The organism is Sandaracinaceae bacterium, from assembly GCA_016706685.1.
Taxonomy (GTDB): Bacteria; Myxococcota_A; Polyangia; order Polyangiales; family Houyiibacteriaceae; genus JADJJE01.
This window is the reverse complement of sequence record JADJJE010000016.1, coordinates 166,555-192,598: the sequence shown is the minus strand read 5'-3', so window position 1 is coordinate 192,598 and position 26,044 is coordinate 166,555. Positions and strand designations below refer to the sequence as shown.

Below are 26,044 nucleotides of genomic sequence, written 5' to 3'. Positions count from 1 at the left end.
CGCCATCGAGTTTTCGACTGGCTACACCGGCACGCGCTGAGTCATCCTCGTGGCATGCCCTACAAGCGCGCCACCGAGTCCGAGATCGAGGCCGCGCTCACCACGCTGCCGGGCTGGGCGCGCGGGCAAGAGCGCATCGCCAAGACGTTCCGCTTCGCGTCGTTCGCGGAGGCCTTCGGGTGGATGAGCAGCGTGGCCATCGTGGCCGAGAAGCTCGACCACCACCCCGAGTGGCGCAACGTGTGGGCCACCGTGGAGGTGGAGCTCACCACGCATGACTGCGGTGGGCTCAGCCAGGGCGACTTCCTGCTGGCGGCTCAGATGGACGCGCTGGCGGCCGGGCGCGCGCGCACGTAGCGGGCAAAGGCCCACGGTCCGCTGGGCGCCTGCACGTGGCGCTGGGGGCCGGCCAGCGTGAGGGCAGAGGGCAGCGCGGGCAGCGCCTCGGCCAGCTGCGCCTCGTGCGGGAGCGTCCCCTGGAACGCGGACAGGCACAGCTCGTCCAGCAGCGGCGCGTCGCCCGTGTAGAGCTCGCGCGTGGTCGACGGGCCGGCTTCGAACGAGATGGTGCGGGCACCGCGCGCTCGCAACGCGGCTACCAGCCCGGCGAGCGATGCCTCGCCAGCGCTGCCCAGCACCTCGCAGGGCGCCACCGCGCGCAGCCCCTCGGCGGCCGCGGCGGGCGCATGGATCAGCGGCCGCGTGTGGCCGTCGTGGAACACGGGGTGCGTGAGCGGCAAGCCCGCGCCGCGCGTGAGCACCACCAGCCAGGGCCGCGCGTCCCGCCCCAGCTGCCGCCGGTAGTCCGCCATGGCCGGGGCCGCCGGCCCGGGGGAGCCTGGCGCATACGACAGCGCGGGCTCGTCGCGCAGCAGCTTGCCGGTGATGACGATGGCGTCGGCCCGCGCGCGCGCCAGGTTCAGCGCGAAGGTGTCGGCCAGGCTCTTGGGGGTGTGCTCGTCGATGCGCAGCGTGCGGCGCGCTGGGCCCGCCACGGCCGTGACGTGCAGCACCCCCTCGCGCGGCTCGAAGCCTGGGCCGTACAGCTGGTGGGCAAGGCGCGCCACGCCCGCCGCATCCGCCACGGCACGCAGGTCGAAGTCAGCGTCGTTCACGGGTGGGGCTCCCGCTCCGTGACGTCCGTGATGAGGTCGCCCACGCGCAGCGTGCCTTCGGCGTCCGGGATGACGTTCATGCCCAGGTAGACCTTCCCGTCGTCACCCCGTCGATAGCCGGCCAGCGTGCGCAGCGGCTCGAGGCCACGCTCCTGCGTGTCGGGGTGAAGCGTGGTGAGCACGCAGCGGTCGCAGCGCTTCACGCCCCGGAAGGGCAGGCCACCCGCGCGAAACCCTGCCATGCGGTCCTCGGCGTAGGGCGCGCCCTCGAACGTGACGTTCGGCCGGAAGCGCCGCATGTCGAGGGCCACCCCTGCGCGCGCCTCGAGGTCTCGCACGCTGCTGTCCCCCATGAGCAAGATGGGATACGCGTCGGCGAAGCCTACACGGTCGTCGGCGCTCCCGAAGCTGGGGTTCACCGCGCGCTCACCGCCGGGCGGGAGGGCCACCAGGCTCGCGTCGGGCAGCTCGAGCACCTCGCGGAAGAAGCGCGTGCCCTCGGGGTGCACCACGGCGGCGAGCGTGTCGCGCCAGACCTGCACCGGGCCTGCGGACCCGCCGGCAGCCGCGAAGTCGAAGGGCACGAAGAGCTCGCCCTCGGGAGACAGCGCCCGCACGCCAGTGGCCTCGAGGCGCGTGCTCACCCAGCCCAGGCGCGGGTGGGTGCGCTGCGACAAGAACTGCCCGTGGCCATCCACCACCATGAGCCGGCGGTCGTGGCGCAGCCCGGCCCGCGTGACCTCGGCGGCAGGGAGGCTCACGCCGCCACACGACTTGATGGGATACACGAACAGCCCGGTGACGCGCATCCCGGCTGATTAGCCCCGGCGGTGCGGCACGTCGAGATCCAGCTGTGGCCCGACCGGGATGATGCCGGTGGGGTTGATGCTGGCGTGGCTCTGGTAGTAGTGCCCCTTGATGTGGTCCATGTGCACCGTCTCGCGCACGCCCGGCAGCTGGTAGATCTCGCGCGTGAACTCGCGCAGGTTGGGGTAGTCCACGATGCGCCGCAGGTTGCACTTGAAGTGCCCCACGTAGACCGCGTCGAAGCGCACTAGCGTGGTGAACAGCCGGATGTCCGCCTCGGTGAGCTGCCCGCCCGCCAGGTAGCGCCGCTCCCCCAGCAGGGCCTCCAACCAGTCGAGGCTCGCGAACAGCTCTCCGACGGCCTCCTCGTAGGCGTCCTGCGTGGTGGCGAAGCCGGCCCGGTACACGCCGTTGTTCACGGTGTCGTACACGCGCGCGTTGATGCGGTCGATCTCGACGCGCAGCGCCGGCGGATAGAGCTCCGGGCCCGCGGCGCCCAGCGAACCAAAGGCCGAGTCGAACATGCGGATGATCTCCGACGACTCGTTGCTGACGATGGTGTCGCGCTCCCGGTCGTAGAGCACCGGCACCGTGACGCGGCCCGTGTACGTCGGGTTGGCGTGCGTGTAGACCTCGTGCAGGACCCGCGCGTGACGCACTGGGTCCGGGACCACGCCCGGCCCGGCGTCGAACGTCCAGCCGCGCGCGTCCATCAGCCAGTTGACCACCGAGACGCTCACCAGCTGCTCGAGGCCCTTCAGGCTGCGCACGATCATGGTGCGGTGGGCCCAGGGGCACGCGTGGCTCACGTAGAGGTGGTAGCGCCCCGCCGCCGCCGGGAAGCCGGCCTCGCCCGTGGGGCCTGCTGCGCCGTCCGGCGTGACCCAGCTGCGGAACGACGACTCCTTGCGCACGAAGCGCCCGCCCGTGGCGGAGGTGTCGTACCACTGGTCGTGCCAGACACCGTCGATCAAGAGACCCATGGTCCAGGGTGTCGCGCCGGGGGGCCGCGCGTTTCAGGATTCCCCGCTCGCCAGGCTTCTCGAAGGCGCGGTCTGCTGGTATCCCCTAGCCATGCAGCGACACCACTCAGCCAGCGCGACCGGCCAGCGCCTCGCGCGGATCTTCACGCTCCTTGCCACCTGCCTGGCCTTCGGACCCCTCGCGGGCTGCGGCGGCTCTACGGAAGCCTCCGAGGAGGGCACGGGCGCCGAGACCACCGGCGGCGAGACCACGGTGGACCCGGGCACGGAGACCGAAGGCGGCACGCTGGCCGAGACGCTCGACCTGCCCACCACCACGCTCATCCCAGTGCCCAGCTCGGGCGTGCCGCGGCATCAGCTCAGCGCGCCTCTGCGGGACATCTGGAGCCGCGTGGAGGCGGCCTCGGCCATGGTGGCCCCCGAGTTCACGGGCGACCGCACCATGGAGGCCATCAACGCCTGGGTGGCGCAGGAGTTCATGGCGTGGGCCACGGCGCGCGGGGCAGCCAGCGCCGCCGTGGCCGAGGAGGCCGGCCTGCTCGCCAGCGGAAGTGACGAGTACGGCGTGGCCGGCGCGCTGGTGGGCTACACCTACGAAGAGTTCGTCATCGCCTTTCGCGGCGCGCCGGTGCCGGACGACATCGCGGCCGACCCCGAGCTGCTGCAGATCTACATCGACGCGCTGACCTCGGCGAGCGAGCCCATGGCCCGCCAGGCGGCGGCGGCCTTCGGTGCCTGCGCCCGCACGCTCTCGCCGCTCGGGCCGGACAGCCCCTGGGTGGAGTGGGCGCAGTACTGCCTGTACCGCGCCACCGAGGTCAACGAGGTCTACCGCCTCGAAGAGTGAGCGTCAGCGTGGCTCGCCCGAGCGCGCGAAGTCACGCACGGTGCCAAGTTCGTTGATCACGCAGGTGGTGCCCGTGATGGTCACGTCGGCCACGCGCCAGAGCAGGTCCGTCTCCGACAAGCGCACGGGCCCGAAGGTGCGCCGTGGCTCGGTGGCCGACCCGCCACAGTAGATGCGCACGGTCACTGCGCCATCGCCGCGATACGAGTGGACGCCCACGCGGTAGGTCCCCGCAGCAGGGCTCATGATGTTGATGTTCTCGGGGCCGAAGCCGTTCACGTCGTCGATGTCGAGGCTCGGGTCGTCTGCGCCGCCGGACGCCGACCACGACAGCCCGGTGCCCTGGCAGTTGGCGTAGTAGCAGTCGAGCGAGCCGTTCCAGCTGCGCGCGTCGGGGTGCAGCAGGTGCGTGTCCATGTCCGTGCCGTTCGTGTTCCAGAAGACCTCCACGCGCAGGCCCTCGGTGGCCACGGCGCGCACCAGCGTGGTGCACTCTTCGAGGTGACCCGAGTCGTCCTGCACCTGCAGGCGCAGCGTGTACTCGCCCGCCACGTCCGGCGTGAAGACGGTGCGCAGGTTGTTGGGCGGACGCGGAGGCTCCGCGTTCGAGCCCATGGGCGCGCCCACCACACTCCAGCCGGCCGAGCGGATCTCGCCGTCGTCCACGGCGGTGCCGACCACGGTGGTGGGCGTGAGCGGCGTCGTCTCGATGGTGCCCGGGCACATGATGGTGGGCGGAGTCTCGGTGCCGATCACGGTCACTTCGCAGGTGGCCGCGAACCCGTCGGCGTCCGTGGCCGTGAAGCGCAGGCGGTACTCACCCACGCGGTCCGGCGCGAGCGTGGTGCGCCGGTTGTTGGGGGGCGCCGGGTTGGCGGTGCTGCGCGCTGGGCGCGTCACCACCTCCCAGACCTCGCTCACCACGGCGCCGTCGTCCGTGACCGTGGCCTCGATGACCACGGGCCGGCGGGTGGGCGCGCTGATGGGCCCCTCGGGGCACATGACCGTGGGGCGGTCGGTCACGGTGATGGGCACGAAGCAGTCGTCGGTCGCCCTCTTGGTCGTAGACCGTCAGGCGCACCAGGTACTCGCCGGCCGTGTCGCTCTCGAACTGCGTCACCGCTTCGGTGCGCGGCGCCAGCACGGGCATGGCACCGGCCACGGTGCGCACCACGTCCCACTGGTAGGCCACCACCGCGTCGTCGTCGAACCCCGAGCCCTCCAGCAGCACGCTCGATCCCACCGGCGTCCGGAACGCTTCCTCCGGGCAGATGGCCACCGGCGGACCGACCACCACCGAAACGGTCACGTCGCACTCGGCCACCAGGCCGTCGGCGTTGGCGGCGCGGAAGCGCACCACGTGGCTGCCCACCACGCTGGGCGTGAAGAGCGCGCGCTCGCCCACCGGCGGCTCGAGCGTCACGTCGCCCGGGCCCTCGATGAAGCGCCAGCCGGTCTCCACGATGGGACTCTCGGAAGTGGCCACACCCAGCAGCTCTAGGGTCTGCCGGGGCGCCGTGAACTGGGTGCCGCGACCGCAGTCCACCTCGACCGGCTGGCCCGGGCGGGCCGCGTCCGGCGCCTCGGTGGAGATCCCATCGCGCGCGCCACAGCCCGCTGCGACCACCGCCAAGAGCCACCAGGCGGCCATGGGACGAGCGAGACGATTGGAGTGCAAAGGCGAAGCGGTCATGTCGAGGTTCCCTCCCGAACTGCGCGACCAGGGCTGTCGTGCGTCGTCGCCGGGCTTGTGGCCGGCTGCAATCAGCATGCCGCGGGCCGGTGTGTGCACAGACTTACATGCACCCACGCAACCTGCCCACTTCCTGCGGAAAATGGCCTGCCGACCTGCCGCCCACCGTGGGGTGACCGCCCGAGGACTGTGACGCCCGGTGCACACGTGGCACAGTCCGGGTCCTTCGATGTCGTGGTCGCTCATACACCTCCCGCGCTGTTCTGGCCCAGCGGTCTCGCGGCCCACCCGCCCGCAGAGGTCGCAGGCGTGAAGGTCCGCGGGCGCCTCAGTTTCCAGGACGCGGCGGCGCGGCGAACGGCCGAGCGGCACGTGGAGGCGCTGGTGGCCGCGGGGGTGGCGCCCGATGCCGTGCGGGTAGAAGGGCTGACGCTGGTGGTGGCCGCCGAGGCTCCCGATGACCCTGCGCTGCGCGCCTCGCTGCGTGCGCTCGCGGCGGCGGCGTGGGGCGGCTCGCTGAGCTGCGAGGTGCCCACCAGCGCGGTGCCCGAGGTGCTGTATGCCGGCGGCCCGGACGCGAGCGGTGTGCGTCCGCTCGGCTCGCTGCTGCCGGTGGTCCACGCCTCACGCTTTCGCGGTGAGCTGGCGCGGGCCGGCACGCGCGGCGACCCCGCGCACTACCGCTTCGACCGGCGCGACTGCTCGGTGTTGGTGGTCTACGCGCTGAGCGCCTCGGCCGACAAGCCCGACGGGGACGACCCGCGCTGGGTGTACGGCACGCCGCCCGAGGGCGTGGGGCTCATGGCGGCGCAGCCCGCCCCCACGGCGCGCTTCATGCGGCGCGCCGAATTCTTCCAGGCGCTGAACGACGCCATCGCCGACGCGCGGCTCGAGCCTTGGGCGGCGGTGCACCTGGGCGAGGGCTTGGGCTGGGCGGCCGAGACGGGCTGTCGCTGGTTCGCCTACATGCTCGAGCCGTTCACCATCGCCGGCGATGGCCGCGCGGTGAGCCTTGCCAACAGTGCCGAAGAGGAGGCGTCCGCGCCCCTGCCGGTTCCTGCGGCCGTCGGCACCGCCGACACCATCGCAGCCAGCCCGGTGGGCCCGCAGCGCCCCTCGCAGCCCCAGCCGCCAGCGGCCGAGCTGCCGGTCCAGCCGGCACACGTCTACCCGCCGGTCTACACGAGCACGGTCCCGCAGCCGGTGGCGCCACCGCGAGCTTCAGCGCCCAGCGGCCCTGCGGCGGCCTGGAGCGAGACCCCCAGCGCGGGCTACGAGGGCCGCATGGCCAGCGGGGCGCACCGGGGGGCGTTGCTGCGCGCTCTCTCTCGCAACATCGGAGAGAACGGCTTGGTGGTCGCGCGCCGCGCGGCCGGCTACGCGCAGCAGTGCGGCGCGCTCTCGGACGCCTTGCTGGAGCTGCTGGCCATCACCAACGACCCCATGGGCACGCCGGCCACGCGCGGTGACGCGCTGTTCGCCGTGGCGGTGCTCGGGGTGGAGCAGCGCATCAGCTTGCCGGACGTGGCGTTTGCCCCGCTGCTGGACGCCACGCTGCGCTCCATGACCATGGACGCCGACCGGCGCCCGGGCTTCGAGGGCCTGCTCGCGCTCGCGCCGCGCACGGCGGCCTACCAGGCGCTACGGGCGAGCCTGGGCCTGGCCTGAGCCCACACTCACGTCACGCTGTTCCCGATAGAGCGGGCAGGAACGTGGCCAGGTGCGCCATCTCCTCCGCGCAGTGGGTCAGCATCGCCCGTGCGTCGCGCTCGGTGGGACGCAGCACGCGCCGCGCCACCGAGATTGCCAGCGCGCCCAGGGCTCCGCCACCGCGTGCGGCAGCGTAGCGGCCGCCCAGCCAGAAGTACGAGCGCATCTCGCTGCCGCCGGGCACCGCCAGCACCTCGTGCACCAGGTAGCCGGCGTCGATGGGCAGTTGCGTGAGGCCGGCCCGCGCACAGACGGCGGTGGCCACGTCTTCGCCCAGTCGCGCGGCGTCGAACCCCAGCGCCTCTGGGGCCATGAACTGCACCGCGAAGCGGCCGAGCTCGCCCCCCACGTACTCGTCCACGATGGACGTGTGCCCCACGTAGCGCGCGCGGCCCTCGCTGCCGGGCGGCGGCTGGCGCAGCCACTCGGCGTGCACGTGCGCGCGGGGATGCCAGAGCTTGTAGCGCTCGGGGCTGCTGCTGTGCCAACCGAACCACCAGTCCACCATGGCGGGAGACACATCCGGCATGGGCGTGCGCAGCGCCACGCGCATCCCGCCACCGGGCTCGAGCGCGTAGCCGTGAGTGACCATGAGCGGGCTCAGCGCGCTCCCATGCACCACCTGCTCGGGCGTGGGCAGCAGCTCGGGGGGCAGCGCCCCGTGCGCCAGCGCGTCGCACGCCTCGCGCGAGAGCGGCGCCATCACGGGCCGGTAGTGCACGGCGAGAGGGCTCGAGCGAAGCAGCTCCGCCGACCAGCCCAGCTCGCGCCCCGCGATGGGTCGTGCGGGCATCATGGCCGGCCCATCCACGGGTGGAAGCGGCCGGGGGCGTCGCGCAGCGCACGCACGGCGTCCAGCTTCGCCAGGTTCGCGTCGGCCACGAAGCGGGCAGGGCGCTGGGCCAGGTTCTCGTCCGCCAGCTGAATCCCGGTGGCCAGGTGCGCCATCTCCCGCATGCGCTCCCCTGCCCACGGGGCCACCTGCGCGTCGTGCTGCGCGTCCTTCCACACGCCATAGAGCGCGATGTACGTGTCGTCCTCGAGCGAGAAGGCCATGGGCGGTCGGTCGCGCGGCGGGCTCCAGTTCATCCACAGCATGTGTGACGGCGCCGGCGGCAGCGTCTGGCCGATGCGCTCGAGCCCCGGCAGCAGCGCGTCGATGGGCGCGTGGGTCCACATGTTGTCCACGGCGTAGCGGTGCTCGGCCGGGTAGTGGTGCATCACCGCGCGGTACATCCAGTCGAGCGGCATGGGCAGCAGGGGCATGCTCAGACGCGCGCCGTGGGGCTTCTGCTTCATGAAGCTCGCGGCACGCGTGGCGGCGCCACACGAGTCCTCGAAGACCGGCGCCAGCACGCTGATACCCGGGCCGCGCACGCCCGGCGTGCTGCGCGACAGCAGCAGCATGAGCTCGATGGAGTCCGGCACGCTCGGCCCCAGCGCGTGTGCCCAGCGGAACACGCGCTCGAGGTCGCGCAGCGGGTAGGTGGCCATGGCCATGCCCATGAACCGCGGCCGCTCGTACACGCGCACGTGGAAGCGCGTGACCACGCCGAAGAACCCCGGCCCGGCGCCGCGCGCGGCCCAGTACATGTCCTCGTTCTCGGTGGGGCTCGCGTGGTGGCGCTGGCCCGCGGCGTCCACGTAGTCGATGCCCAGCACGCTCATGCACGCGAGGCCCAGCTTGCGGCCGTGCCAGCCGAACCCGCCCTGCAGCAGGTAGCCGCCGATGCACACGCCCTTGCAGTGCCCGGCAGGGAAGAACAGCCCGTGCGGGCGCAACGTCTCGGCCAGCTCGTGCCCGGCGCAGCCCGGCCCGGCGGTGGCGCGCAGGTTGCGGGTGTCCACCTGCACGTCCCGCAGGCGCGACACGTCCAGCAGCATCCCGCCGTCGCGCACGTGGTTGCCGGCCCAGCTGTGGCCTCCGGAGCGCACGCCCACTTTCAGACCCTCGCGGGCGGCGCGCTGCATGGCGGTCACCACCTCGGCCTCGTCGTTGGCCTGCACGATCACGTCCGGGAAGCGGTCGGCCAGCCGCTGGTTCCAGCAGGTGGCGCGGCGCGCGGCTTCGTAGCCGGGCTCTCCGCGTCGAAAGGTGCTCCCTCGGTTTCTGTCGCTCGGCGTCATCTCAGCGCTCCGTGGTCTCGCGTTCCTGACCACGGTCTTAGCCCCGGATGACTATTTTGACAATGCGAAAGATTTGACGAAGCGAAAGTTGTGGCGGTGTGGCGCGTCAGCTACCTCGGTCCACCGGCAGGTCCAACAGCGCGGCCACGCGCAGCGCGAGCTCGTTCGCTTGCCGGTGCTGCTCGTCCTTCCCGTGGGCCTCCTCGGAGACGAACTGGCGCAGCTCGAGGTCGCCCTGGCTCGCCTCTTCGCCGCGTCGCCGCAGCCTCACCACGAAGCCCGCGTCGCGGGTGGCACCCGACTTCAGCCGGTAGCGCACGACATCCAAGCGGACCGAGCGAAACGCCTCGGGCGGCTCCAAGTACTGCAGCCACGGCACCAGCCCGCGAACGCGCCGCACGCCCAGCGTGTCGATGTGGATGCGCATGGGCGCGAGCTGCAGCACGAGCAGGGCGCCCAGGATGGCCGACGCGCCAGCCACCACACCCAGCACCACCTCCGCGGTGTAGAGGCCGCGGTGGATGCGGTCCCACATCTCGTCGAGGCTGTACTCGACGAGCCAGAACGTCCCGGGGGCCGCGAGCAGCGAGGCCACGAACAAGGCCATGGCCACGTGACGGCGCACCACCACCGGAGGGAGGGCGCCCTTGCCCGCCTCGCCATGGCGCGCGTCGAGCGCCGCGATGACGGGGCACCCCGCGCGCGCTGGGAGCGCCAGATCCTCGCCGTCGTTCACCCCGTAGACCACCAGCGGACCGTCCACGCGGCGCCCCTTCAGCGCGTCGAGGCGCACGCGCTCTATGGTGCCGCTCACGCGCTCCACGTACAGGTGGTTGGGCGTGAGCACCACGCTTCGGGCGGCCCGTGCCGAGGGCAGCTCCGGGGTGGAGCGGAAGAACAGCCGCACGCGCTCTCGCGCACGGAGACCGATCCGCTTGGCCACCACGGGCTCCGCCTGACCCTGGTAGGGCGAGCCGCTCGCGTGGGATTGGGGAAGTGAGGTGACGGTCTCCCAGCTCATCGCGGTGAGCATAGCCCGCGACCCCCGGCCTGGCGTACCCTCACGGTCTATGAGGAGCTCTGCCCCCCGAGCCGCGCGCGCCGCGCTGGCACTCATGGTCGTCGCGTGCGTGGCGCAGACCGCCCACGCCCAGGTGCCCAACCTGCCCGTGCTCGAGCGGCGCCTCGACAACGGCCTGCGCGTGCTCATCCAGCAAGACCGGCGCACGCCGCGCGTGGGCGTGGCCATCCAGTACCACGTGGGCTTTCGCACCACCCCGCGCGGCTTCCGCGGCCTGCCGCACATCGTGGAGCACCTCATGTTCACGGGCTCCGAGCACGCGCCCGAGGGGGCGGCGGCCTACTTCGAGCCGGCCGGCGGCACGGCCATGAACGGCGTCACCAGCCAGGACGCCACCACCTACTACGTGGAGCTGCCCGCCCGTGAGCTGGACCTCGCGCTCTGGATCGAGAGCGACCGCATGGGCTACTTGATCACCGCGCTCGACGAAGCGAAGGTGGCGCGTGAGCGCAGCGTGGTGCTGCAGGAGTGGCGTGAGCGCGTGAGCGGGCGCGCCAGCGGCTGGCTCACCGAGGTCATCCAGCAGCAGATGTACCCGGTGGGTCATCCGTATCACCTGGTGGGCGACGACCCCAACCACGTGGCCTCCATCCGCCTCGCGCACGTGCAGTGGTTCTTGCAGGAGTACTACGTGCCCAACAACGCCACGCTGGCCATCGTCGGCGACGTGGACCCGGCGCGCGCCCTCGCGAGCGTGGAGCGCTACTTCGCCTCCATCCCGCCCAGCCGGGATCCCCTCGAGACGCCCGCGCGCGCAGTGGTGCGCTTGAGCGGCTCCCGCTTCGTGGACTTCGAGGCGCCCACCCACACCGACACGCTCATGCTCATGTGGCCCACGCCGCCCTACCTCGAGGAAGACGACGCCACCCTCGATGTGGTGGCCAAGCTGCTGGACCGGCGGCTCGAGTCCATGATCGGCGGGCCGCTGCTGAGCGCGGGAGCGCACCAGGCCAGCCACCACCTGGCCTCCGAGTTCAACATCGCGCTCAGCCTAGAGGCGGGCGCCGACCCGCGGCCGTACCTCGCCATGGTGGATCACTACCTCACGCAGCTGCAGACCAACACGCTGCGCAGCGAGTCGCTGCCGGCCTACCGCGACGCCGCGTCCAACTGGATCACCGGCAGCTACGAGGGCTACGACAGCCGCGCCATGAGTCTGGCCATGAGCCCGGAGGGGCACGTGGTGGCGCCGTTCTACCTGGCGTCGCGCTACAGCGGCCTCAGTGGAGATGACGTTCGGCGCGTGGCCGCCGAGTGGCTGCCTCTCGACAGGCGCCTGGTGGTGCACCTGCGCAGCGTGCCCGACGCCCCCATGGGCGGGCGCGTCAGCACCCCCTACCCGCAGGTGGCCCAGTGACCCGCCGCGGCGTGTCTCCGTCCACGCGCTCGTGTCTGGCGCTGCTAGCGGCCTCGGCGCTGCTCGGCTGCGGAGCCGCCGGAGGCTTGCCCGCGCCACGCCAGCCCCTCACCCGCGCGCCGGACGAGCCCTTCCGCCGCCTCCCGCCGCCCACGCCCGAGGCGCCTCCGCTGCAGGCTCCGGCCATGAGCCAGGTGCAGCTGCCCAACGGTCTCACACTGGTCGTCATCCCGCGGCCGGGCTGGCCCACCGTCAGCCTCGCGGTCATCACGCGCGCCAGCGAGCTCGACTACGAAGACGGGGCGCTCGACCTCGCCACGGCCTACGTGGAGCGGCTGGCGTCGCTGCGTCAGCCCGACACCTCGCTGTCCTTCGGTGCCTCGCTCACGGGCGCCGGCGTGTCGGGCACCGCGCAGACGCGCGACCTCGAGGCCGTGCTCGGCGCGCTGAGTGATGCCATCCACGGGCCGCTCGACACCGAGGCCATGCAGCAGGCCCGCGCCTCCCTGTTGCTGGATGAAGAGATGTCGTCTTCGTCGCCGCTGGGCACCGGTCGGGCCTTCGCTGCCCAGGCCATCTACATGCCCAGCGCCACCTTCGGCGAGCTGCGCAGCCAGCGCTATCGGGCCATGGCGGGCATCTCGCCGCCCATCGTGAGCGTGGTGGCGCGCGACGCGTTCCGCCCCACCGAGACGGCCGTCATGCTGGTGGGCGACATCACCCCCGAGCGCGCCCGCGCCCTGGTGGAGCCGCGCTTCGGCGCTGCCTACACCGAGCGACCGCGCGAGCGGCGCAGCACGCCCAGCCCCAACCCCAGCACTATCGCGCTGGGCGTCGAGTCCATGCGCAGCTCGCAGCTGCAGCTGGTCTATGGGCTGCCCACGCCCGACATCGATGCGCCCGACTGGGCGGCCTACCAGGTGCTCGAAGCGGTGCTGGCCGGCGGCTTCACCTCCAGCCTCAACACCCGCATCCGGCACGAGCTGGGCGCCAGCTACGGGGTGCGCTGGGGCGGCTGGCACTCGTTCCCCGGTCGCGCCGGCTTCATCGAGGCGCGCATCGACGCCGACCAGGCCGTGCCCGCGCTGCACGCCTTCTTCACCGAGCTGATGCGGGTGCGCAGCGCGCCTCTGTCGGAGGCCGAGCTCACGCGCGCGCGCCGCGTGGTGTGGGGCGAGTGGGAGACCTCCTTCGTCACGCCCAGCGGCCTCTTGGCCGTGTGCGAGCGCGCCTTCTCGGCCCGCATCACCGTGGCCCAGCTGGCCGAACGCGTGAACGCCACGCGCCACGTCACCGCCGCCGCCGTGCACGCGGTGGCCCAGGCGCGGCTCGACCCGGCACGCAACGTGGTGGTGCTGGCTGGCGCGCTCGATGGGCTGCGCGGCTACCAGATCTCGCGTCACGCGGCGGGGTTCATGGTCACCCGGGCACCCTGACTGACTGAATGCTCATTCATTTTGGCGTTGACAGCCGGCCCTGACCCTCTACGATTCGCGGGTCATGACGACGCAACGGTATCCGGTCCTTCGCACCAAAGTCGACCCACGCTCCGAGGCGTACGAGGCCAACCGCAAGGGCAACCTCGCCATGCTCGAGAAGGTGGGCAAGGCGCTCCAGCAGGCCAACGCCGGCGGCGGCGAGAAGTACGTGGCGCGCCACATCGAGCGCGGGCGCCTTCTGCCGCGGCAGCGCATCGAGATGCTGCTGGACCGCGACTCGCACTTCGTGGAGATCGGCGCGCTGGCCGGCCACGACATCAAGGGTGAGGCCACGGGCGCGGGCTTGGTGGGTGGCGTGGGTGTGGTCAGCGGCACCGAGTGCGTCATCACCGCGAGCGAAGCCACCGTGAAGGGCGGCTCGGTCACTCCCATGGGCGTGACCAAGAGCGGGCGCCTCATGGAGGTGGCCGAGCAGAACCGCATGGTGGGCATCAGCCTCATCGAGAGCGGCGGCGCCGACCTGCCCAACCAAGACAAGATCTTCGTGCCCGGCGGCGAGGGCTTCCGCGACATCACGCGCCGCAGCAAGCAGCGCATCCCCACCATCTGCCTCGTGTTCGGCTCGTCCACGGCGGGCGGCGCCTACATCCCCGGCATGAGCGACTACGTCGTCATGGTGAAGAAGCAGGCGCAGGTCTACCTGGGCGGCCCGCCGCTCGTGAAGATGGCGACCGGCGAAGAGACGACGCACGAGGAGCTCGGCGGCGCGGAGATGCACTCGCGCGTGAGCGGCGTGAGCGACTACCTCGCCGAGGACGAGCTCGACGCCATCCGCCTGGGCCGCGAGATCGTGGCGCACCTCGACTGGAGAAGCCCAAGGGCCCCGGGCCCGGCCCCGTCGAGGCGCCGCGCTACGACCCCGAGGAGCTGCTCGGCATCGCCTCGGCCGACGTGCGCTCCCTTCGACCCGCGCGAGGTGATCGCGCGCATCGTCGACGGCAGCCGCTTCTCCGAGTTCAAGCCGCTCTATGGGCCCGAGCTGGTGTGCGGCTGGGCGCACGTGCACGGCTTCCCCGTGGGCATCCTGGCCAACAACGGCACGCTCTTCAGCGACTCGGCCAACAAGGGCGCGCAGTTCATCCAGCTGTGCAACCAGCAGAGCATCCCGCTGGTCTTCCTGCAGAACACCACCGGCTTCATGGTGGGCAAGCAGTACGAGCAGGAGGGCATCATCAAGAACGGCGCCAAGCTGATCAACGCGGTCAGCAACAGCACCGTGCCCGCGATCACCATCATGATCGGGGCCAGCTACGGCGCGGGCAACTACGCCATGTGCGGCCGGGCCTACCAGCCGCGCTTCGTCTTCAGCTGGCCCAACCACCGCATCGCGGTCATGGGCGGCAAGCAGCTGGCGGGCGTGCTGGACATCATCCAGCGCGACGCGGCCGAGAAGAAGGGCGAGGCGGTGGACGAGAAGAAGCTCACCGTCATGAAGATGATGATCGAGGGGCAGGTCAACGAGCAGTCGAGCCCGCTCTTCGCCTCGGCGCGGCTGTGGGACGACGGCATCATCGACCCGCGCGACACGCGCACCGTGCTCGCCATCAGCCTGTCGGCCGCGTACTGCGCGCCCGTCGCGGGCACCATGGAATTCGGCGTCTTCCGGCATTGATGGAACCCACCATGAGCAACACACGCATTCAGAAGATCCTCATCGCCAACCGGGGCGAGATCGCGCGCCGCATCATCCGCACCTGCAAGCGCCTGGGCATCGCCTCCGTGGCCGTGTTCTCGGACGCCGACGAGAGCATGCCCTTCGTGCGCGAGGCCGACGAGGCCGTGCGCCTCGGGCCCGCGCCCAGCGCCGAGAGCTACCTGCGCGCCGACAAGATCCTGGAGGCTGCCAAGCGCACCGGGGCCGACGCCATCCACCCGGGCTACGGCTTCCTGTCCGAGAACACCACCTTCGCGCAGGCCTGCGCCGACGCGGGCGTCATCTTCATCGGCCCCACGGCGGCCGCCATCGCCTCCATGGGCAGCAAGCGCGAGGCCAAGCGCCTGGTGGGCTCGGCCGGCGTGCCCGTCATCCCGGGCTACGACGGCGCCGACCAAGACCCGCTGGTGCTCGCGCAGAAGGCCCGCGAGGTGGGCTTCCCGGTGCTGCTCAAGGCCAGCGCCGGCGGCGGCGGCGGCAAGGGCATGAAGCTGGTGCGCGCCGAGGCCGAGCTGGCTGACGCCATCGCCTCCGCCAAGCGCGAGGGCGAGAACAGCTTCGGCGACGGCACGCTGCTGGTGGAGCGCTACGTGGAGCGCCCGCGCCACGTGGAGATCCAGATCCTGGGCGACGTGCACGGCACGCTGCTGCACCTGCACGAGCGCGAGTGCTCCATCCAGCGGCGCCACCAGAAGATCATCGAGGAGAGCCCGTCCCCCGCGCTCACGCCCGAGCTGCGTGCCCGCATGGGCGCGGCCGCCGTGCTGTGCGGCAAGACCATCGGCTACACCAACGCCGGCACGGTGGAGTTCATCCTCTCTCCCGAGGGCGAGTTCTTCTTCCTCGAGGTGAACACGCGCCTCCAGGTCGAGCACCCCGTCACCGAGGGCATCACCGGGCTCGACCTGGTGGAGCAGCAGATCCGGGTGGCGGAGGGCAGGGCGCTCACCTTCACGCAGGCCGAGGTGCCGCTCATGGGCCACGCCCTCGAGGTGCGCATCTACGCCGAGGATCCGGCCGGTGGCTTCTTGCCGCAGAGCGGCCCCGTGCACGACTGGCACCTGCCCGCCATGGAGGGCCTGCGCGTGGATGGCGGTGTGGAGTCCGGCGACGTGGTGGGCATCCACTACGACCCGATGATGGCCAAGATCATCACCCACGGCGCCGATCGCGAGCAGAGCGTGCGGCGCATGCAGCGCGCGCTGTCTTCGCTCTCCGTGCAGGGCCTCGCCACCAACCGTGACTTCCTGCTGCAGCTGCTGGCGCACCCCGCGTTCCTCGCCGGTGACCTGCACACGCACTTCATCGACCAGCACTTCCCCGACGGAATCGTCACGGCGCCGTCGGACGCGCTGCTGGAAGAGGCCGCGCTGGCCGCCACGCTGGCGGCGCAGGCTGGGCGTGAGGGCGAGCGCGCGGTGGTGCCCGGCATCCCCAGCGGCTTTCGCAACAACCGCTGGGGCAAGGAGTGGGCAGCCTATGCGCAGGACTCCGGCGCCGAGCTGCGCGTGCAGTACGCCCACCTGGGCAGCGGCCGCTTCGACGTGAGCGTGCCCTCCGGCGCGCGTGACGTGCGGCGGGTGTCGGCCCGGCGCGAGGGCCACGCCACCGTGCTCACGCTGGAAGTGGACGGCCTGCGCCGCACCTACCGCGTGGTGCAGGTGGGCGAGCGCCACTTCGTGCAGTGGTCGGGCGGCAGCGTGTCGCTCGACGAGGTGCCGCGCTTCCCGGACCTGGCCGCGCGCGTGCCAGTCGGCGGCTGCGTGGCGCCCATGCCCGGGAAGATCATCCTGGTGCGCGTGGCCGCGGGCGAGCGCGTGGCGGCGGGCCAGACGCTGCTGGTCATGGAGGCCATGAAGATGGAGCACGCCGTCACGGCGAGCGCGGCGGGCGTGGTGGCCGAGCTGTATGTCGCGGCTGGCGACCAGGTGGAGGCGGACACGCTGCTGGCCTTGGTCACGCCCGAGGAGGCGGCTTCGTAGGCCGGACTGGGCCGCGAAGTGGCGCTTTGGGCTGGCCTTGTGTTCCAGTCGGGGGGTGCTGTCAGTCCTCTTGCTCGCTCGCCATCAGGCGCAGCGTCCGTCTCGGGCGCGCGGTGTGAGGTCGTGGCGAGCCAGCTTGCTGCTGCTGGGAGCTGGCGCGCTCTTGCTGGCAGGTGTTTGGGCGGCACCGGGTCGCACGGTTGCGCAGCAGCAGCCGCCTTCGTGCACGCCGGACCCACAGCTGGTGGACGCCGCCACGGCGCTGCTGCTGGAGGACACGCCGCCCACGGCGGCCAGCTTGGCCGAGGCGCTGCTGGCCGCGGGTTCTGACCTGCCGGGGGCTCAGGCGCTGCGGGCCCCGCTCGGCGACGCAGCGGCGCGCTCACGCTTCTTGCGAGCGGCCAGGGAGCGCGCGGATGCCCCGCTGGTGTGCGGCGAGGCCGAGAGCGAGACCATGCGCTTGCTGTTGGTCACGCCTCGCGCCGGGCGCCTGACGGTGGCCACCGCCGATGAGGCGGTGGGCGCGGAGCGCGCCCCGGGTCCCGGAGAGTCGGCGGTGGTGCGGGCCACCACTCCCACGCCGAGCGAGCGCCTCGAGGTGAGCCTCGCGCCACGCTTCCGCGATGCGTATCTGGCCGGACGCGACGCGGAGGACCGCATGCACCGCTGGGCCGTGGACGAGGACGTGCTGGCGCGCGGTTTCGTCATGTCTCCCGACGTGCCGCGCCCCGTGGTGGTGCAGCTGGTGGCCAGCGGCCCGGACGGACCGCGCCCCATCTCGCGGGTGGTGCTGGGCGAGCAAGACGCGCTGCGAGAGGCGCCCAGCGTGGATGGCGATGACAACCTCGCCACGCGCGTGGCCACCCTGCGCGCCACCGAGGGGGTGCGCGAGCTGCGCGTGAACCGCCTGCTGGTGGCCGAGGCCGGGGCTCACGCGGCCCGCGTGTGCAGCAGCGGCCAGGTGCGCCACCAGGGCGTCGCGGGCGACGCGGACGACCCCCGCGTGCGGCTGCTCCATCGCGGCATCGAAGCGCGCGTGGTGGGCGAGACGGTGGCGCGCGGGCGCACGCTGCAGGCCGCGCTGCAGGCGCTCTCCGAGAGCCCGTCGCACCGCATGACGCTGGTGGACCGGCGCTTCACCGACGTGGGCTTCGGCACCGTGCGCGGCGCGGGCGGCACCTGCGTGGTGGCCCTCTTCGCCGCCTGGCCGCGCTTCGTTCCGCATCGTTGAAGCACCCGACGGCCGCCAGCGCATCCTGGCGGTGATCTTGGTGCGACGACGACGAGTTCGGAGCGCGCAGTAGGCAGACCGGTGCCCCCGCCGAAGACGCAGTCCCGTGCGTGAGTTCGCGTCAGGGGGTGTAGAGCGTGCCAGCGCTGGTCAAGCCCACGGACAGCGCCGCGCACTGCCCGCCAACCTGTACGTCGTACAGGTTTTCGAGGATGGGTCCGATGTCCTCGAAGGTGATGTCGCCGCCGAGCAACGGAAGCAGCTGCATGATCGTGGTCTCGAACGCCGTTTGCGCCAGCGCGCCACCAATCACCACGTTGGTCAGCGCGTTGGCCGTCACGTTGCCCGTGATGATGACGTTCGTGATCGCGAGGTCGATGTCCACCGTCCCCGTGCCCGTGTTGTAGGGAATCGTCAGGTTCAGGCTGCTCACCCCTCCGCGGACGTTGCCGCTTCCATCCCGGGTGGCCACGAACGGGCCGGCGAGGGTCTCGCCGTCGCCGTTCTCGATCTCCATGACCACGCACCCGGTGCCCGTCCGGACGGACACGATCAGGTCCATGCGCGTGCAGTTCACGCTCGCGGCCGGGCAGTTCAGCGCGTTGTCGATCTCGTCCTGAAGATTGATGGGATCATCCGGGGCCAGCGCCGGAAGGGCGGCGGCTAGGTCGATGAGCGAGTTGTCGACGCCACCGAGATAGTCCGGCACGCCACAGGTGTCGTTGGCGTTGTCCACGTTCTGGCCCACGACTTCCCCGTCCGCGGCCTGCTCGGGCGTCGGGATGTTCAGGCTGTTCAGGCGGTACATCACGGCCGTGCCGGCATCGGAACAGGTGCCGGCGTCTCGGCAGATGTTGCCCGCATCGCACGTCCGGAAGCCCCCACAGGTGCCCCCCGCGCAGCAGGCCTCGTTCACGCCGCCGCAGGAGGCGCTGCACGTGGCGCTGCCGCCATCACGCACGCACGTGCCGCCGTTGGTGCACGTTCCGCCCGTGCACGAGGTCGCGCTGCCACAGAAAACGTTGCAGCAGGGCGCACCAGCGGTGCCGCACGGCACGCACTCACCCTGGTAACAGGTGTCGCCCTGCGTGCAGGCGTTGCCGCAGCTGCCGCAGTCGGTCTCGGAGCTGCGCAGGCTCGGGTCCGACGCCAGCGTGGCGTCGGTGTCGATGACGCCGTTGCAGTTGTCGTCGACCTCGTTGCCGCAGCGCTCGTCCGCGCTGGCGCCCACCTGCCAGGTGGCGTCGTTGCAGTCCGTGCCACCGCAGACCAACGGGATCTCGCCGTCTTCGTCGTTGTCCAGCGGCGCGAACACGCACGTGGCGCTCGACGTGTTGCACATCTCGTCGCGCGTGCAGGGGTCGCTGTCCACGCAGTCGGAGGGTGACCCGCAGATGCTCCCCACCAAGCAGCCCGCGGTGGGGTGGCAGACCCCGTTGTCCGCGCAGAGCGACGACGTGGGCGTGTGCAGGCAGCTGCCCGACGCGCTGCAGCTGTCCACGGTGCAGGCCACGGCGTCGTCGCAGTCACCCACGTCCTCGCAGGCCACGTGCTCGCAGACCACCCCGTTGCCGTTGAAGCCACCCGCGCACTCGCACGTGAATGCCGCCACCGTGTCGGTGCAGATGGCGTTCGGCGAGCAGTTGTCGGTGCCCAGCGTGCATCCGTCCACGGGACCGCCTCGAGGTGCACACGCGGCCGTCGCCCACGTAGCCGGTGGGACACGCGGCGCACAGCACCTGGCCCGTGCCGCTCAGCCCGCACAGCACCATGGGGCTGATGGAGCAGCCGCCGTTGTTCACGGCGCACGTGGTGCTCACGGCCTGGTCGGCCGGCCCGCTGTCGAGGGGCGCGTCGCCTCCCCCGCATCCGGGGAAGAGCGTCGCGGCACACATGGCCAGCGTGAGGAGCAGGTGGCGAATGGTCATCAGTCGTGTCTCCGGAGGCGGTCCTTGCGCCTCCGGTATACCGCGACGCTGCACGTTGGTACAGCCCGCCTCGGCGCTGGGAGTCGCCGGACCGTCAGTCGAGCCCCAGTCTCGGGTCGGCCTCGGCGCGCATGTAGGGACCGCCCGGAGCCGCGAGGGAGTACCCACCGTCCTGCAGGAAACCCTCGACTTCGCCGCCTGGCTCGAAGAACGTGAAGGACCCGGGCTCGGCGCCATCGACGTAGGTGCCGGAGATGACATGGTCGGTCCTGCGGCGGCGATACTCGCAACCGCGGAAGCTCATGGTGTTGGCCGTGCACACCAAGAACAAGTCGTTCGCGCGCTCCTCTGCCGTGCACTCGGGCTCCTCCTGCCCAGTCGCTGCCATCCAAGGAGCAAGCGGCCTCCGGGTCATCGCACCCCCATAGCCCGCCGAGTCCCAGCCCGAAGGCGAGGACGAGCCACTGTGTCGGGGTCGGTTCACGAAAGGTCATGTGCGTCATTGGTCTGTTCCCGGTGCCGCGAATCGTGCGAGACGGCCCCTCGGGCGCGGTCACGCAAGGTGCGTGCCAGGGTTGCTGGCACAAGGTGGCACTGGCGTCCCCAGCCCCGGTGGTCGGAGCGACACGCCGTGCCCCGGCGTGTCCAGGAAGCGCAGCAGCGCCCCCTCGCTGGTGTAGCCGCCCTCGAAGGGGTCGCTGGCCAACAGGAACGCGGTGTCGAGGTCGGCGAAGTCCACGCCGCCGAGGGCGCAGACAACGTGGCCCATGGCGGTCATGCCGAGGCGGGTCTCCACCATGCCGCCGCACATGATGGCGAGGCCGGCTTCGCGGGCGCGTTGACCGATGCGCAGGGCGGCGAGGGGGCCGCCGCACTTGACCAGCTTGAGGTTCACGCCGCTGGCGGCGCGGGCGTCGATCACGCGCTCGAGCTCGGTCAGGGTGCGCACGGACTCGTCGGCCACCACGGGGACGCGGGTGCTGGCGGTGACCCGCGCCATGCCGCTGAGGTCGTCGCGGCCGCAGGGCTGCTCGAAGCACTCGAGCTGGAGCTCGTGGGCGTGGCATGCGTCCAGCACCCGCAGGGCTTGGTCGGCGCTGAAACCCGCGTTGGCGTCGAGGCGAAAGCGCGCGCTGGGGACGGCGTGGGCGATGAGCGCGAGGGCGCGCAGGTCGTCGTCGATGGCCTTGCCGATCTTGACCTTGAAGATGTTGAAGCCTTGCGCCGAGTAGCCGCGCGCGAGCGCCGCCATGTGCGCGGGGTCGGCGATGGGCAGGGTCATGTCGGTGATCACGTCCCGTGGCGGGGCGCCCGTGAGCCACGTGCACAGCGGTTGGCTGGCCAGCTGGGCTGCGGCGTCCAGGAGCGCGCACTCCATGCCCGCACGCGCCACGGGCTGGCCCTCGAAGCACTCGTCCAGCAGGCCCTGCACCTCATCGGGCGTGTCCAGACGGCCCAGCTCCACGTCCGTCATGCGTGCGCTGGCGATGCGCAGCTGGGCCAGCAGCTCGGGCTGGTCCTCGGCGGTCACGGGCGGCAGCGCGGCCGCTTCACCCAGGCCCACCGCGCGGCGGCCATGCGCGTCCACCAGCGTGGCCTGCACGAGCGCGGCGCGCGTTGTGTCGATACGCCCCGTGGCAATTACGAAGGGCTCGATCAACGGCACGCTCAGGGGCGAGATGGACAGGTGCTGGATGCGCATTCGGAGGAGTATAGAGAACCCGGCACGCGCACGCGCTTCGACGCGGTCTGGAGCGAGACCGTCAGACCTCGCGCTCACGCATCGCGGCCGCGATCACGTCCTCGTCCACATCCCCTTCGCTGCCAGCTTCGAGCGCGATGCGCACCCGCGGGGCGTGCTTCGGCTACCGGGCGGACAGCGCCGCGGCCGGTCCCGCTCATCCCACGCCCTCCGGCCCCACGCTCAGGCTCACCCCGGGCGGCAGGCTGGCGCGGACGGCGTCGACGAAGCGCGTGAGGGTGGGCGTCTCCACCAGCAGGATGTCGACGGTGTCGATGCCCACGTTCGCAGCGCGCTGGATGGCCACGGCCGCCGCACGCAGCGAGCCGAGCGCCGTGAGGCCCAACGCCACCCGCAGCCGTTGCTGTGGCTCGAAACCCTGGTTGATGGTCGCGAGCTCGCTCAGCGCGCGGCGCGTCTCGTGCGCGGAGTTGAACGCCGCGGCGGTGGTCAAGATGGCCAGGTCCGTGATGCCGGCGCGGCGCAGCACCGCACCGTCGCCGAGCCGAAGGCTGGAGGTCATGAACCAGGTCGTGGGGGGCGCGGACGTCAGCGGTTCCCCCGCGTCCCTCGACTCGGCGACCGGAAGCTCGCCGGGAGAGCGGGCCGCCACGATGCGCTGGCCCGTGGCCTGGCTGGCGCCCCTGCGCCACGGCTCCACACGGGCGAGCGGCGGCTCGATCCCACTCCCACCGCGCACTTCCCAGTAGGCGTTCCAGGCGCCGCCGCAGCGGGTGCGGAGGGCACACCCGCGGCATGGCTCGCCGTGGCGCTTGTTCTGGCGGTTGTCCACGCCGAACGCCTGCTGCGAGCGCTGCTCGAGGGCTTCCACGGCCTCCACGCTGCGCTCGGCGGACTCTTCCCAACCCACGCACAGCGGGAGCCCGCAGTACGGGTTCAGCAGACGAATCCCGTTGGCGTTCGCGCGCTCCTGGGCGAGGACCACCTGCCCCTTGAGGACCCGGTAGTCTGGGAGCAGGTCGGGGTTGTCCTTGGCTCGACCGTGTGGCTGCACCGCGGAGAGCGAGATGGCCCGGACGCGGGGCAGACGCTGGGCGACGAAGGCCACGTAGTCGGCCACGAGCTCCTGCGTGACGTGAGCGGTGACCGGGTTCAGCGTCACCGCGATGCCCGCGTCCAGCAGTGCATCCATGCCACGCAGGCAGTCGGCATAAGCGCCCTCGAGCCCGGCGAGTCCGTCGTGGAGGGCTGGCACGTGCGACAGGAACGACACGAAAGCGGAGGTCACCCCCGCACGGGCCAAGGCCTGTGCGTAGTCGTCATCGAGCAGGACGGCGTTGGTCTGCAGCTCCACGAAGGGAACGCCCGCCGCGCGCGCACGCGCCACGACATCCAGTAAGCGCTCACGCAGGAGCGTGGGCTCACCGCCCGAGATGGTCAGCGTCTGCTCGCCCGACGCGATGAACGCGTCCAGTTCGGCAGCGAGGGCCGCCAGGCTGGGCGTCACGGGCCGGAAGTCCTCCACGGGCACGTTGCAGAAGACGCAGCGCTCGTTGCAGGCCATGGTGAGGCGCAGCAGCCCCTTCGTGTGGTGGCCCGCCTCGCCCTGCGCACCGGCGGCCGGTCCATCCGATTCGTCCTGGATGACCGGGAGTGGGCGTGACACGCAGGAAGTCTATCTCAGGGAAGGGACACCGCAAAGCCATGAACACCGGCGGCCGGGTTCAGCGCTCGTCGATGGTGAATTCGAAGCTCTGGTCGGGCGCGAACAAGAAGCGGTCGTGCAGCGGCGAGTATCCGTGCACGCGCACCGTGTGCCCGTCCGGCAAGAGCTCGAGCAGCCGCAGGTTGGCCTCGCCGCCCTGCTGCACCATCTGCCAGTTCACCAGCATCTGGTGGCAGCGCGTGCCCATGTCGGTCTCGCTCACCAGGTAGCCGGTGCCATCGCCCAGCACGTGCCCGTTGAGCGTCATCACGAACCGGTGGCGCCGGATGAGCCGCTGCCAGATCTGCTCGCCGTCGTTCACGCCCCCGCGCGTGCTGTAGTTGTGCGGGTTGTAGCTCTGCGAGTGCAGCAGGTCGGTGTGATCGTACCGCCTGTCGTTGTTGTTCAGGAACGCGTGCGTCACCAGGATGCCCAGGTGGTCGGGGTGCGCCTCCATCACCTCGTCGGCCCAGGCCAGCACCTCGTCGCGCGGGCCCCACTCGAGCGCCAGGATGATGAAGCGCCGCCCCCACGCTTCGATGGTGTGGAAGGTGTTGTCCATGCGCCCCGGCTCGAACGCGCCGCCGAAGCCGGGCACCTGCGAGAGCGGCTCGTACTCGAAGTAGTCGTTCAGCAGCGTGTCGCGCGTGGAGGCGTCGCCCGACGGGCCGTAGTCGTGGTTGCCGGGCACCATCACGTACGGCATCACGCCGTCCAGCAGACCCATGGCGTTGCGCGCGCGCTGCCACTCCATCGGCGTGTTGTTGTTCACGATGTCGCCCAGGTGCAGCGCCATGCGGATGTTCAGCGGCTCGGCGTTCTGCGCCAGCCACGCCGTCTGCGCCACGAACAGCCCCGGATAGCGCACCGAGTACACCTGCGTGTCGGGCAGCACGGCGATCATCTCGGAGCCCTCCGTGAAGCGCTGCTCGGCGCCCGAGAAGGTGGGCGAGAGCGACACGGTGTCGCGCGCGCAGACGTCGCGGGTGTGGGTGCGCAGCGCGTCGAAGAAGGCGTCCGACACCTGCGCCGCCGCGGCATCCCCCGGCTGGTCGAGCGGCAGCGCGCTCAGCAGGATGCGGCCCTGGCCGTAGGCGCCCTCCAGCAACAGGCCGCGGCGCGCGTCGGCGTCCTCGGCCAGCAGCACCTGGAAGCCGGCCTGCTGCACGAACGCGCCGGGCAGCCCGTGCTCACCGCGCCACGAGAGCAGCCCCTTCGGGCGGTTGCCGAGCAGCGCGTGCTCGTCCTCCACCACGCGGATCTCGCTCACCACGCGGGCGTCACGCTGCGCCGAGTGGGTGGTGGGCAGGAAGCGCGGCGCGGGCTCGTCGGCTGCCGTCTGGGCCAGCTGCACCAGCACGTTGGCGCGGTCCACGAAGTGGTACAGGTGGCTGCGATACTGCTCCATGTAGGCCGCGTATTCGGGGTGCCGCGCGGCGCCGCTGCCGATCACGATGAGCCCGTGCAGGCCGCTCGGCGAGCGGTCGAGCGGCAGCGGCTCCACGGCGAAGCCCAGGCGCGCCAGCCGCAGCGCGAAGGGCGACGCGTCCAGCATGGGGTCGCGCGGATCCAGCACGTACGCCACGGGGTGGTCGCTGCAGGCCACCCGCGTAACGGGAGCGAGGGTGGTGCCGCCCGCGGCGCCGGCGCCTTGCAGTGGGGCGCACTGGGCGACGGTGATCAGGATGAGCGCGGCGCTGGCGACACGGAGCCATGGACGCTGCTGCGCTCGGTGACGTGTGTCTCGGACTTGGTCCATGCGCGCAAGGTTGCGCGCGCCGTGTGCCAGCCCGACGACAGGCGTGTCAGCCTTTCGAAACCGTTTGGGATCAAGCCGGTGTGCTGAATGTGACGCCACGCCACAATCACGCCGATGGTGGCCACGATGAGCCCGAGCGAGGCTAGCGTGGCGGCCTCGATGCCGAGCGTGCCGCGGCCCAGCGCGTGCACCATGCCCGGCACGGGGAACGAACCGTACAGCAGCAGCAGGTGCGCCACGTAGGCCAGCAGCGAGTGCCGCGCCAAGATGGCCAGCGCCCGGTCCAACTTCCCGGGACGGCTGGCCAGCACGCTCGCGAGCGCGAGGAAGAGCGCCACGCCCCCCGCACGGAACACCGTGTAGAGCGGGCTCGAGTGCCAGAAGTCGTGCTCGCCATACGGGTTCACGCGCGCGCGGTAGAGCGCATAGGTCACGCCGCAGGCCAGCGCGCCGGCCATGGCCCAACGCGGACCGCTGCGCAGCCAGCGCCCGCCGCGAGCGGAGGTGCAGGCCACCGACAGCGTCAGCGCACCCAGCACGAACGCGGCCCATGGGAACGCTGGGAACTGTGAGCGCGAGCGGCCGTTGAGGAACGCCAGGACGCCGGGCGCATCGAGCGAAGCGGGCGCGACGTTCCACGCGAAGGGCGCCACCAGCATGACCACCAGGCCCAGCACGAGCGCACCGAGCGCGTGCGCCCGCGGGCTGTGGAACACGCGCGTGCCGAGCTGCGCGAAGAACAGCGTCACCCCGATGAGCTGCAGCGGGCCCACCGCCAGGATGGTGCGCCACACGTCGGGTGACGGCGAAACCAACGCCCGCAGCGAGTGCCCCGGCAGCTGGAGCGCATACCCCAGCAGCACG

The 26,044-nt window shown here is 71.7% G+C and carries 21 protein-coding genes; 8 read left to right on the top strand and 13 right to left on the bottom strand.

Going from position 1 to position 26,044, the window contains the following annotated elements; genetic code table 11:
* Nucleotides 1-54: 54 nt before the first annotated feature.
* Nucleotides 55-357, top strand: coding sequence for a 4a-hydroxytetrahydrobiopterin dehydratase (locus tag IPI43_20880; GenBank protein ID MBK7776560.1), 303 nt, complete (start codon nucleotides 55-57; stop codon nucleotides 355-357).
* Here the strand turns inward: IPI43_20880 and IPI43_20875 are convergent.
* The 3 genes from IPI43_20875 to IPI43_20865 are packed head-to-tail and all read right to left on the bottom strand — an operon-like array spanning nucleotide 318 to nucleotide 2,905.
* Nucleotides 318-1,115 carry a dihydrofolate reductase family protein gene (locus IPI43_20875; GenBank protein MBK7776559.1) on the bottom strand — a complete coding sequence of 266 codons (798 nt, stop codon included), beginning with the start codon at nucleotides 1,113-1,115 and terminating at the stop codon, nucleotides 318-320. The two genes, IPI43_20880 and IPI43_20875, sit on opposite strands and share 40 nt — an antisense overlap.
* Nucleotides 1,112-1,924 (bottom strand): MOSC domain-containing protein, encoded by an 813-nt coding sequence (locus IPI43_20870; GenBank protein ID MBK7776558.1) that lies wholly within the window; start codon nucleotides 1,922-1,924, stop codon nucleotides 1,112-1,114. The genes IPI43_20875 and IPI43_20870 overlap by 4 nt, the downstream gene beginning before the upstream one ends.
* A 9-nt stretch (nucleotides 1,925-1,933) precedes the next feature.
* A complete protein-coding gene (locus IPI43_20865) occupies nucleotides 1,934-2,905 on the bottom strand; it encodes a glutathione S-transferase family protein (GenBank protein ID MBK7776557.1) in 972 nt (323 codons plus the stop codon).
* Between the two features lie 91 nt (nucleotides 2,906-2,996).
* Here IPI43_20865 and IPI43_20860 point away from each other — a divergent pair, with 91 nt between their 5' ends.
* Nucleotides 2,997-3,752, top strand: coding sequence for a hypothetical protein (locus IPI43_20860; protein ID MBK7776556.1), 756 nt, complete (start codon nucleotides 2,997-2,999; stop codon nucleotides 3,750-3,752).
* Between the two features lie 3 nt (nucleotides 3,753-3,755).
* On the opposite strand, the gene IPI43_20855 is transcribed toward IPI43_20860, so the two are convergent.
* Nucleotides 3,756-4,775, bottom strand: a complete 1,020-nt coding sequence (locus IPI43_20855) for a hypothetical protein (protein MBK7776555.1) — start codon at nucleotides 4,773-4,775, stop codon at nucleotides 3,756-3,758.
* Nucleotides 4,776-5,754: 979 nt separating this feature from the next.
* Here IPI43_20855 and IPI43_20850 point away from each other — a divergent pair.
* A complete protein-coding gene (locus tag IPI43_20850) occupies nucleotides 5,755-7,113 on the top strand; it encodes a hypothetical protein (GenBank protein MBK7776554.1) in 1,359 nt (452 codons plus the stop codon).
* 13 nt (nucleotides 7,114-7,126) lie between these two features.
* Here the strand turns inward: IPI43_20850 and IPI43_20845 are convergent, their stop codons facing one another.
* From IPI43_20845 to IPI43_20835, 3 genes are all read right to left on the bottom strand, one after another.
* Nucleotides 7,127-7,948: a hypothetical protein gene (locus tag IPI43_20845; GenBank protein MBK7776553.1), complete on the bottom strand. Its 822-nt coding sequence runs from the start codon at nucleotides 7,946-7,948 to the stop codon at nucleotides 7,127-7,129.
* On the bottom strand, nucleotides 7,948-9,282 hold the full coding sequence (locus tag IPI43_20840; GenBank protein ID MBK7776552.1) for an FAD-binding oxidoreductase: 1,335 nt from the start codon (nucleotides 9,280-9,282) through the stop codon (nucleotides 7,948-7,950). Before IPI43_20840 ends, IPI43_20845 begins: the two co-directional genes overlap by 1 nt.
* Before the next feature lie 106 nt (nucleotides 9,283-9,388).
* Nucleotides 9,389-10,303 carry a hypothetical protein gene (locus IPI43_20835; GenBank protein ID MBK7776551.1) on the bottom strand — a complete coding sequence of 305 codons (915 nt, stop codon included), beginning with the start codon at nucleotides 10,301-10,303 and terminating at the stop codon, nucleotides 9,389-9,391.
* A 49-nt stretch (nucleotides 10,304-10,352) separates the two neighbouring features.
* Here IPI43_20835 and IPI43_20830 point away from each other — a divergent pair, with 49 nt between their 5' ends.
* The 5 genes from IPI43_20830 (at nucleotide 10,353) to IPI43_20810 (ending at nucleotide 18,086) form a co-directional block, all read left to right on the top strand.
* On the top strand, nucleotides 10,353-11,720 hold the full coding sequence (locus IPI43_20830; GenBank protein MBK7776550.1) for an insulinase family protein: 1,368 nt from the start codon (nucleotides 10,353-10,355) through the stop codon (nucleotides 11,718-11,720).
* The gene (locus tag IPI43_20825) at nucleotides 11,717-13,156 is read left to right on the top strand and encodes an insulinase family protein (GenBank protein MBK7776549.1); all 1,440 of its coding nucleotides are present in this window, start codon (nucleotides 11,717-11,719) and stop codon (nucleotides 13,154-13,156) included. The genes IPI43_20830 and IPI43_20825 overlap by 4 nt, the downstream gene beginning before the upstream one ends.
* Before the next feature lie 64 nt (nucleotides 13,157-13,220).
* The gene (locus IPI43_20820) at nucleotides 13,221-14,831 is read left to right on the top strand and encodes an acyl-CoA carboxylase subunit beta (protein ID MBK7776548.1); all 1,611 of its coding nucleotides are present in this window, start codon (nucleotides 13,221-13,223) and stop codon (nucleotides 14,829-14,831) included.
* A gap of 11 nt (nucleotides 14,832-14,842) precedes the next feature.
* Nucleotides 14,843-16,855 (top strand): ATP-grasp domain-containing protein, encoded by a 2,013-nt coding sequence (locus IPI43_20815; GenBank protein MBK7776547.1) that lies wholly within the window; start codon nucleotides 14,843-14,845, stop codon nucleotides 16,853-16,855.
* 136 nt (nucleotides 16,856-16,991) lie between these two features.
* Nucleotides 16,992-18,086: a CAP domain-containing protein gene (locus IPI43_20810; protein MBK7776546.1), complete on the top strand. Its 1,095-nt coding sequence runs from the start codon at nucleotides 16,992-16,994 to the stop codon at nucleotides 18,084-18,086.
* 121 nt (nucleotides 18,087-18,207) lie between these two features.
* Here IPI43_20810 and IPI43_20805 read toward each other — a convergent pair whose 3' ends face one another.
* From IPI43_20805 to IPI43_20780, 6 genes are all read right to left on the bottom strand, one after another.
* Complete coding sequence (locus IPI43_20805; protein MBK7776545.1) at nucleotides 18,208-19,758, bottom strand: hypothetical protein; 1,551 nt, start codon at nucleotides 19,756-19,758, stop codon at nucleotides 18,208-18,210.
* A 350-nt stretch (nucleotides 19,759-20,108) separates the two neighbouring features.
* Nucleotides 20,109-20,402: a hypothetical protein gene (locus IPI43_20800; GenBank protein ID MBK7776544.1), complete on the bottom strand. Its 294-nt coding sequence runs from the start codon at nucleotides 20,400-20,402 to the stop codon at nucleotides 20,109-20,111.
* A gap of 165 nt (nucleotides 20,403-20,567) precedes the next feature.
* On the bottom strand, nucleotides 20,568-21,716 hold the full coding sequence (locus IPI43_20795) for a dipeptide epimerase (protein MBK7776543.1): 1,149 nt from the start codon (nucleotides 21,714-21,716) through the stop codon (nucleotides 20,568-20,570).
* Between the two features lie 196 nt (nucleotides 21,717-21,912).
* Nucleotides 21,913-23,382 carry a radical SAM protein gene (locus IPI43_20790; protein MBK7776542.1) on the bottom strand — a complete coding sequence of 490 codons (1,470 nt, stop codon included), beginning with the start codon at nucleotides 23,380-23,382 and terminating at the stop codon, nucleotides 21,913-21,915.
* Nucleotides 23,383-23,440: 58 nt separating this feature from the next.
* The gene (locus IPI43_20785; GenBank protein ID MBK7776541.1) at nucleotides 23,441-25,180 is read right to left on the bottom strand and encodes a metallophosphoesterase; all 1,740 of its coding nucleotides are present in this window, start codon (nucleotides 25,178-25,180) and stop codon (nucleotides 23,441-23,443) included.
* Complete coding sequence (locus IPI43_20780; GenBank protein MBK7776540.1) at nucleotides 25,102-26,043, bottom strand: hypothetical protein; 942 nt, start codon at nucleotides 26,041-26,043, stop codon at nucleotides 25,102-25,104. Before IPI43_20780 ends, IPI43_20785 begins: the two co-directional genes overlap by 79 nt.
* Nucleotide 26,044: the final 1 nt, after the last annotated feature.

Excerpts from the sequence above, each read along its gene's own strand:
- IPI43_20845 (MBK7776553.1), bottom strand. The coding sequence starts at position 7,948 with ATGCCCGCACGACCCATCGCGGGGCGCGAGCTGGGCTGGTCGGCGGAG.
- IPI43_20840 (MBK7776552.1), bottom strand. The coding sequence starts at position 9,282 with ATGACGCCGAGCGACAGAAACCGAGGGAGCACCTTTCGACGCGGAGAG.
- IPI43_20785 (MBK7776541.1), bottom strand. The coding sequence starts at position 25,180 with ATGGACCAAGTCCGAGACACACGTCACCGAGCGCAGCAGCGTCCATGG.
- IPI43_20880 (MBK7776560.1), top strand. The coding sequence starts at position 55 with ATGCCCTACAAGCGCGCCACCGAGTCCGAGATCGAGGCCGCGCTCACC.
- IPI43_20870 (MBK7776558.1), bottom strand. The coding sequence starts at position 1,924 with ATGCGCGTCACCGGGCTGTTCGTGTATCCCATCAAGTCGTGTGGCGGC.
- IPI43_20800 (MBK7776544.1), bottom strand. The coding sequence starts at position 20,402 with ATGGCAGCGACTGGGCAGGAGGAGCCCGAGTGCACGGCAGAGGAGCGC.
- IPI43_20820 (MBK7776548.1), top strand. The coding sequence starts at position 13,221 with ATGACGACGCAACGGTATCCGGTCCTTCGCACCAAAGTCGACCCACGC.
- IPI43_20865 (MBK7776557.1), bottom strand. The coding sequence starts at position 2,905 with ATGGGTCTCTTGATCGACGGTGTCTGGCACGACCAGTGGTACGACACC.
- IPI43_20830 (MBK7776550.1), top strand. The coding sequence starts at position 10,353 with ATGAGGAGCTCTGCCCCCCGAGCCGCGCGCGCCGCGCTGGCACTCATG.
- IPI43_20835 (MBK7776551.1), bottom strand. The coding sequence starts at position 10,303 with ATGAGCTGGGAGACCGTCACCTCACTTCCCCAATCCCACGCGAGCGGC.
- IPI43_20795 (MBK7776543.1), bottom strand. The coding sequence starts at position 21,716 with ATGCGCATCCAGCACCTGTCCATCTCGCCCCTGAGCGTGCCGTTGATC.
- IPI43_20860 (MBK7776556.1), top strand. The coding sequence starts at position 2,997 with ATGCAGCGACACCACTCAGCCAGCGCGACCGGCCAGCGCCTCGCGCGG.
- IPI43_20815 (MBK7776547.1), top strand. The coding sequence starts at position 14,843 with ATGAGCAACACACGCATTCAGAAGATCCTCATCGCCAACCGGGGCGAG.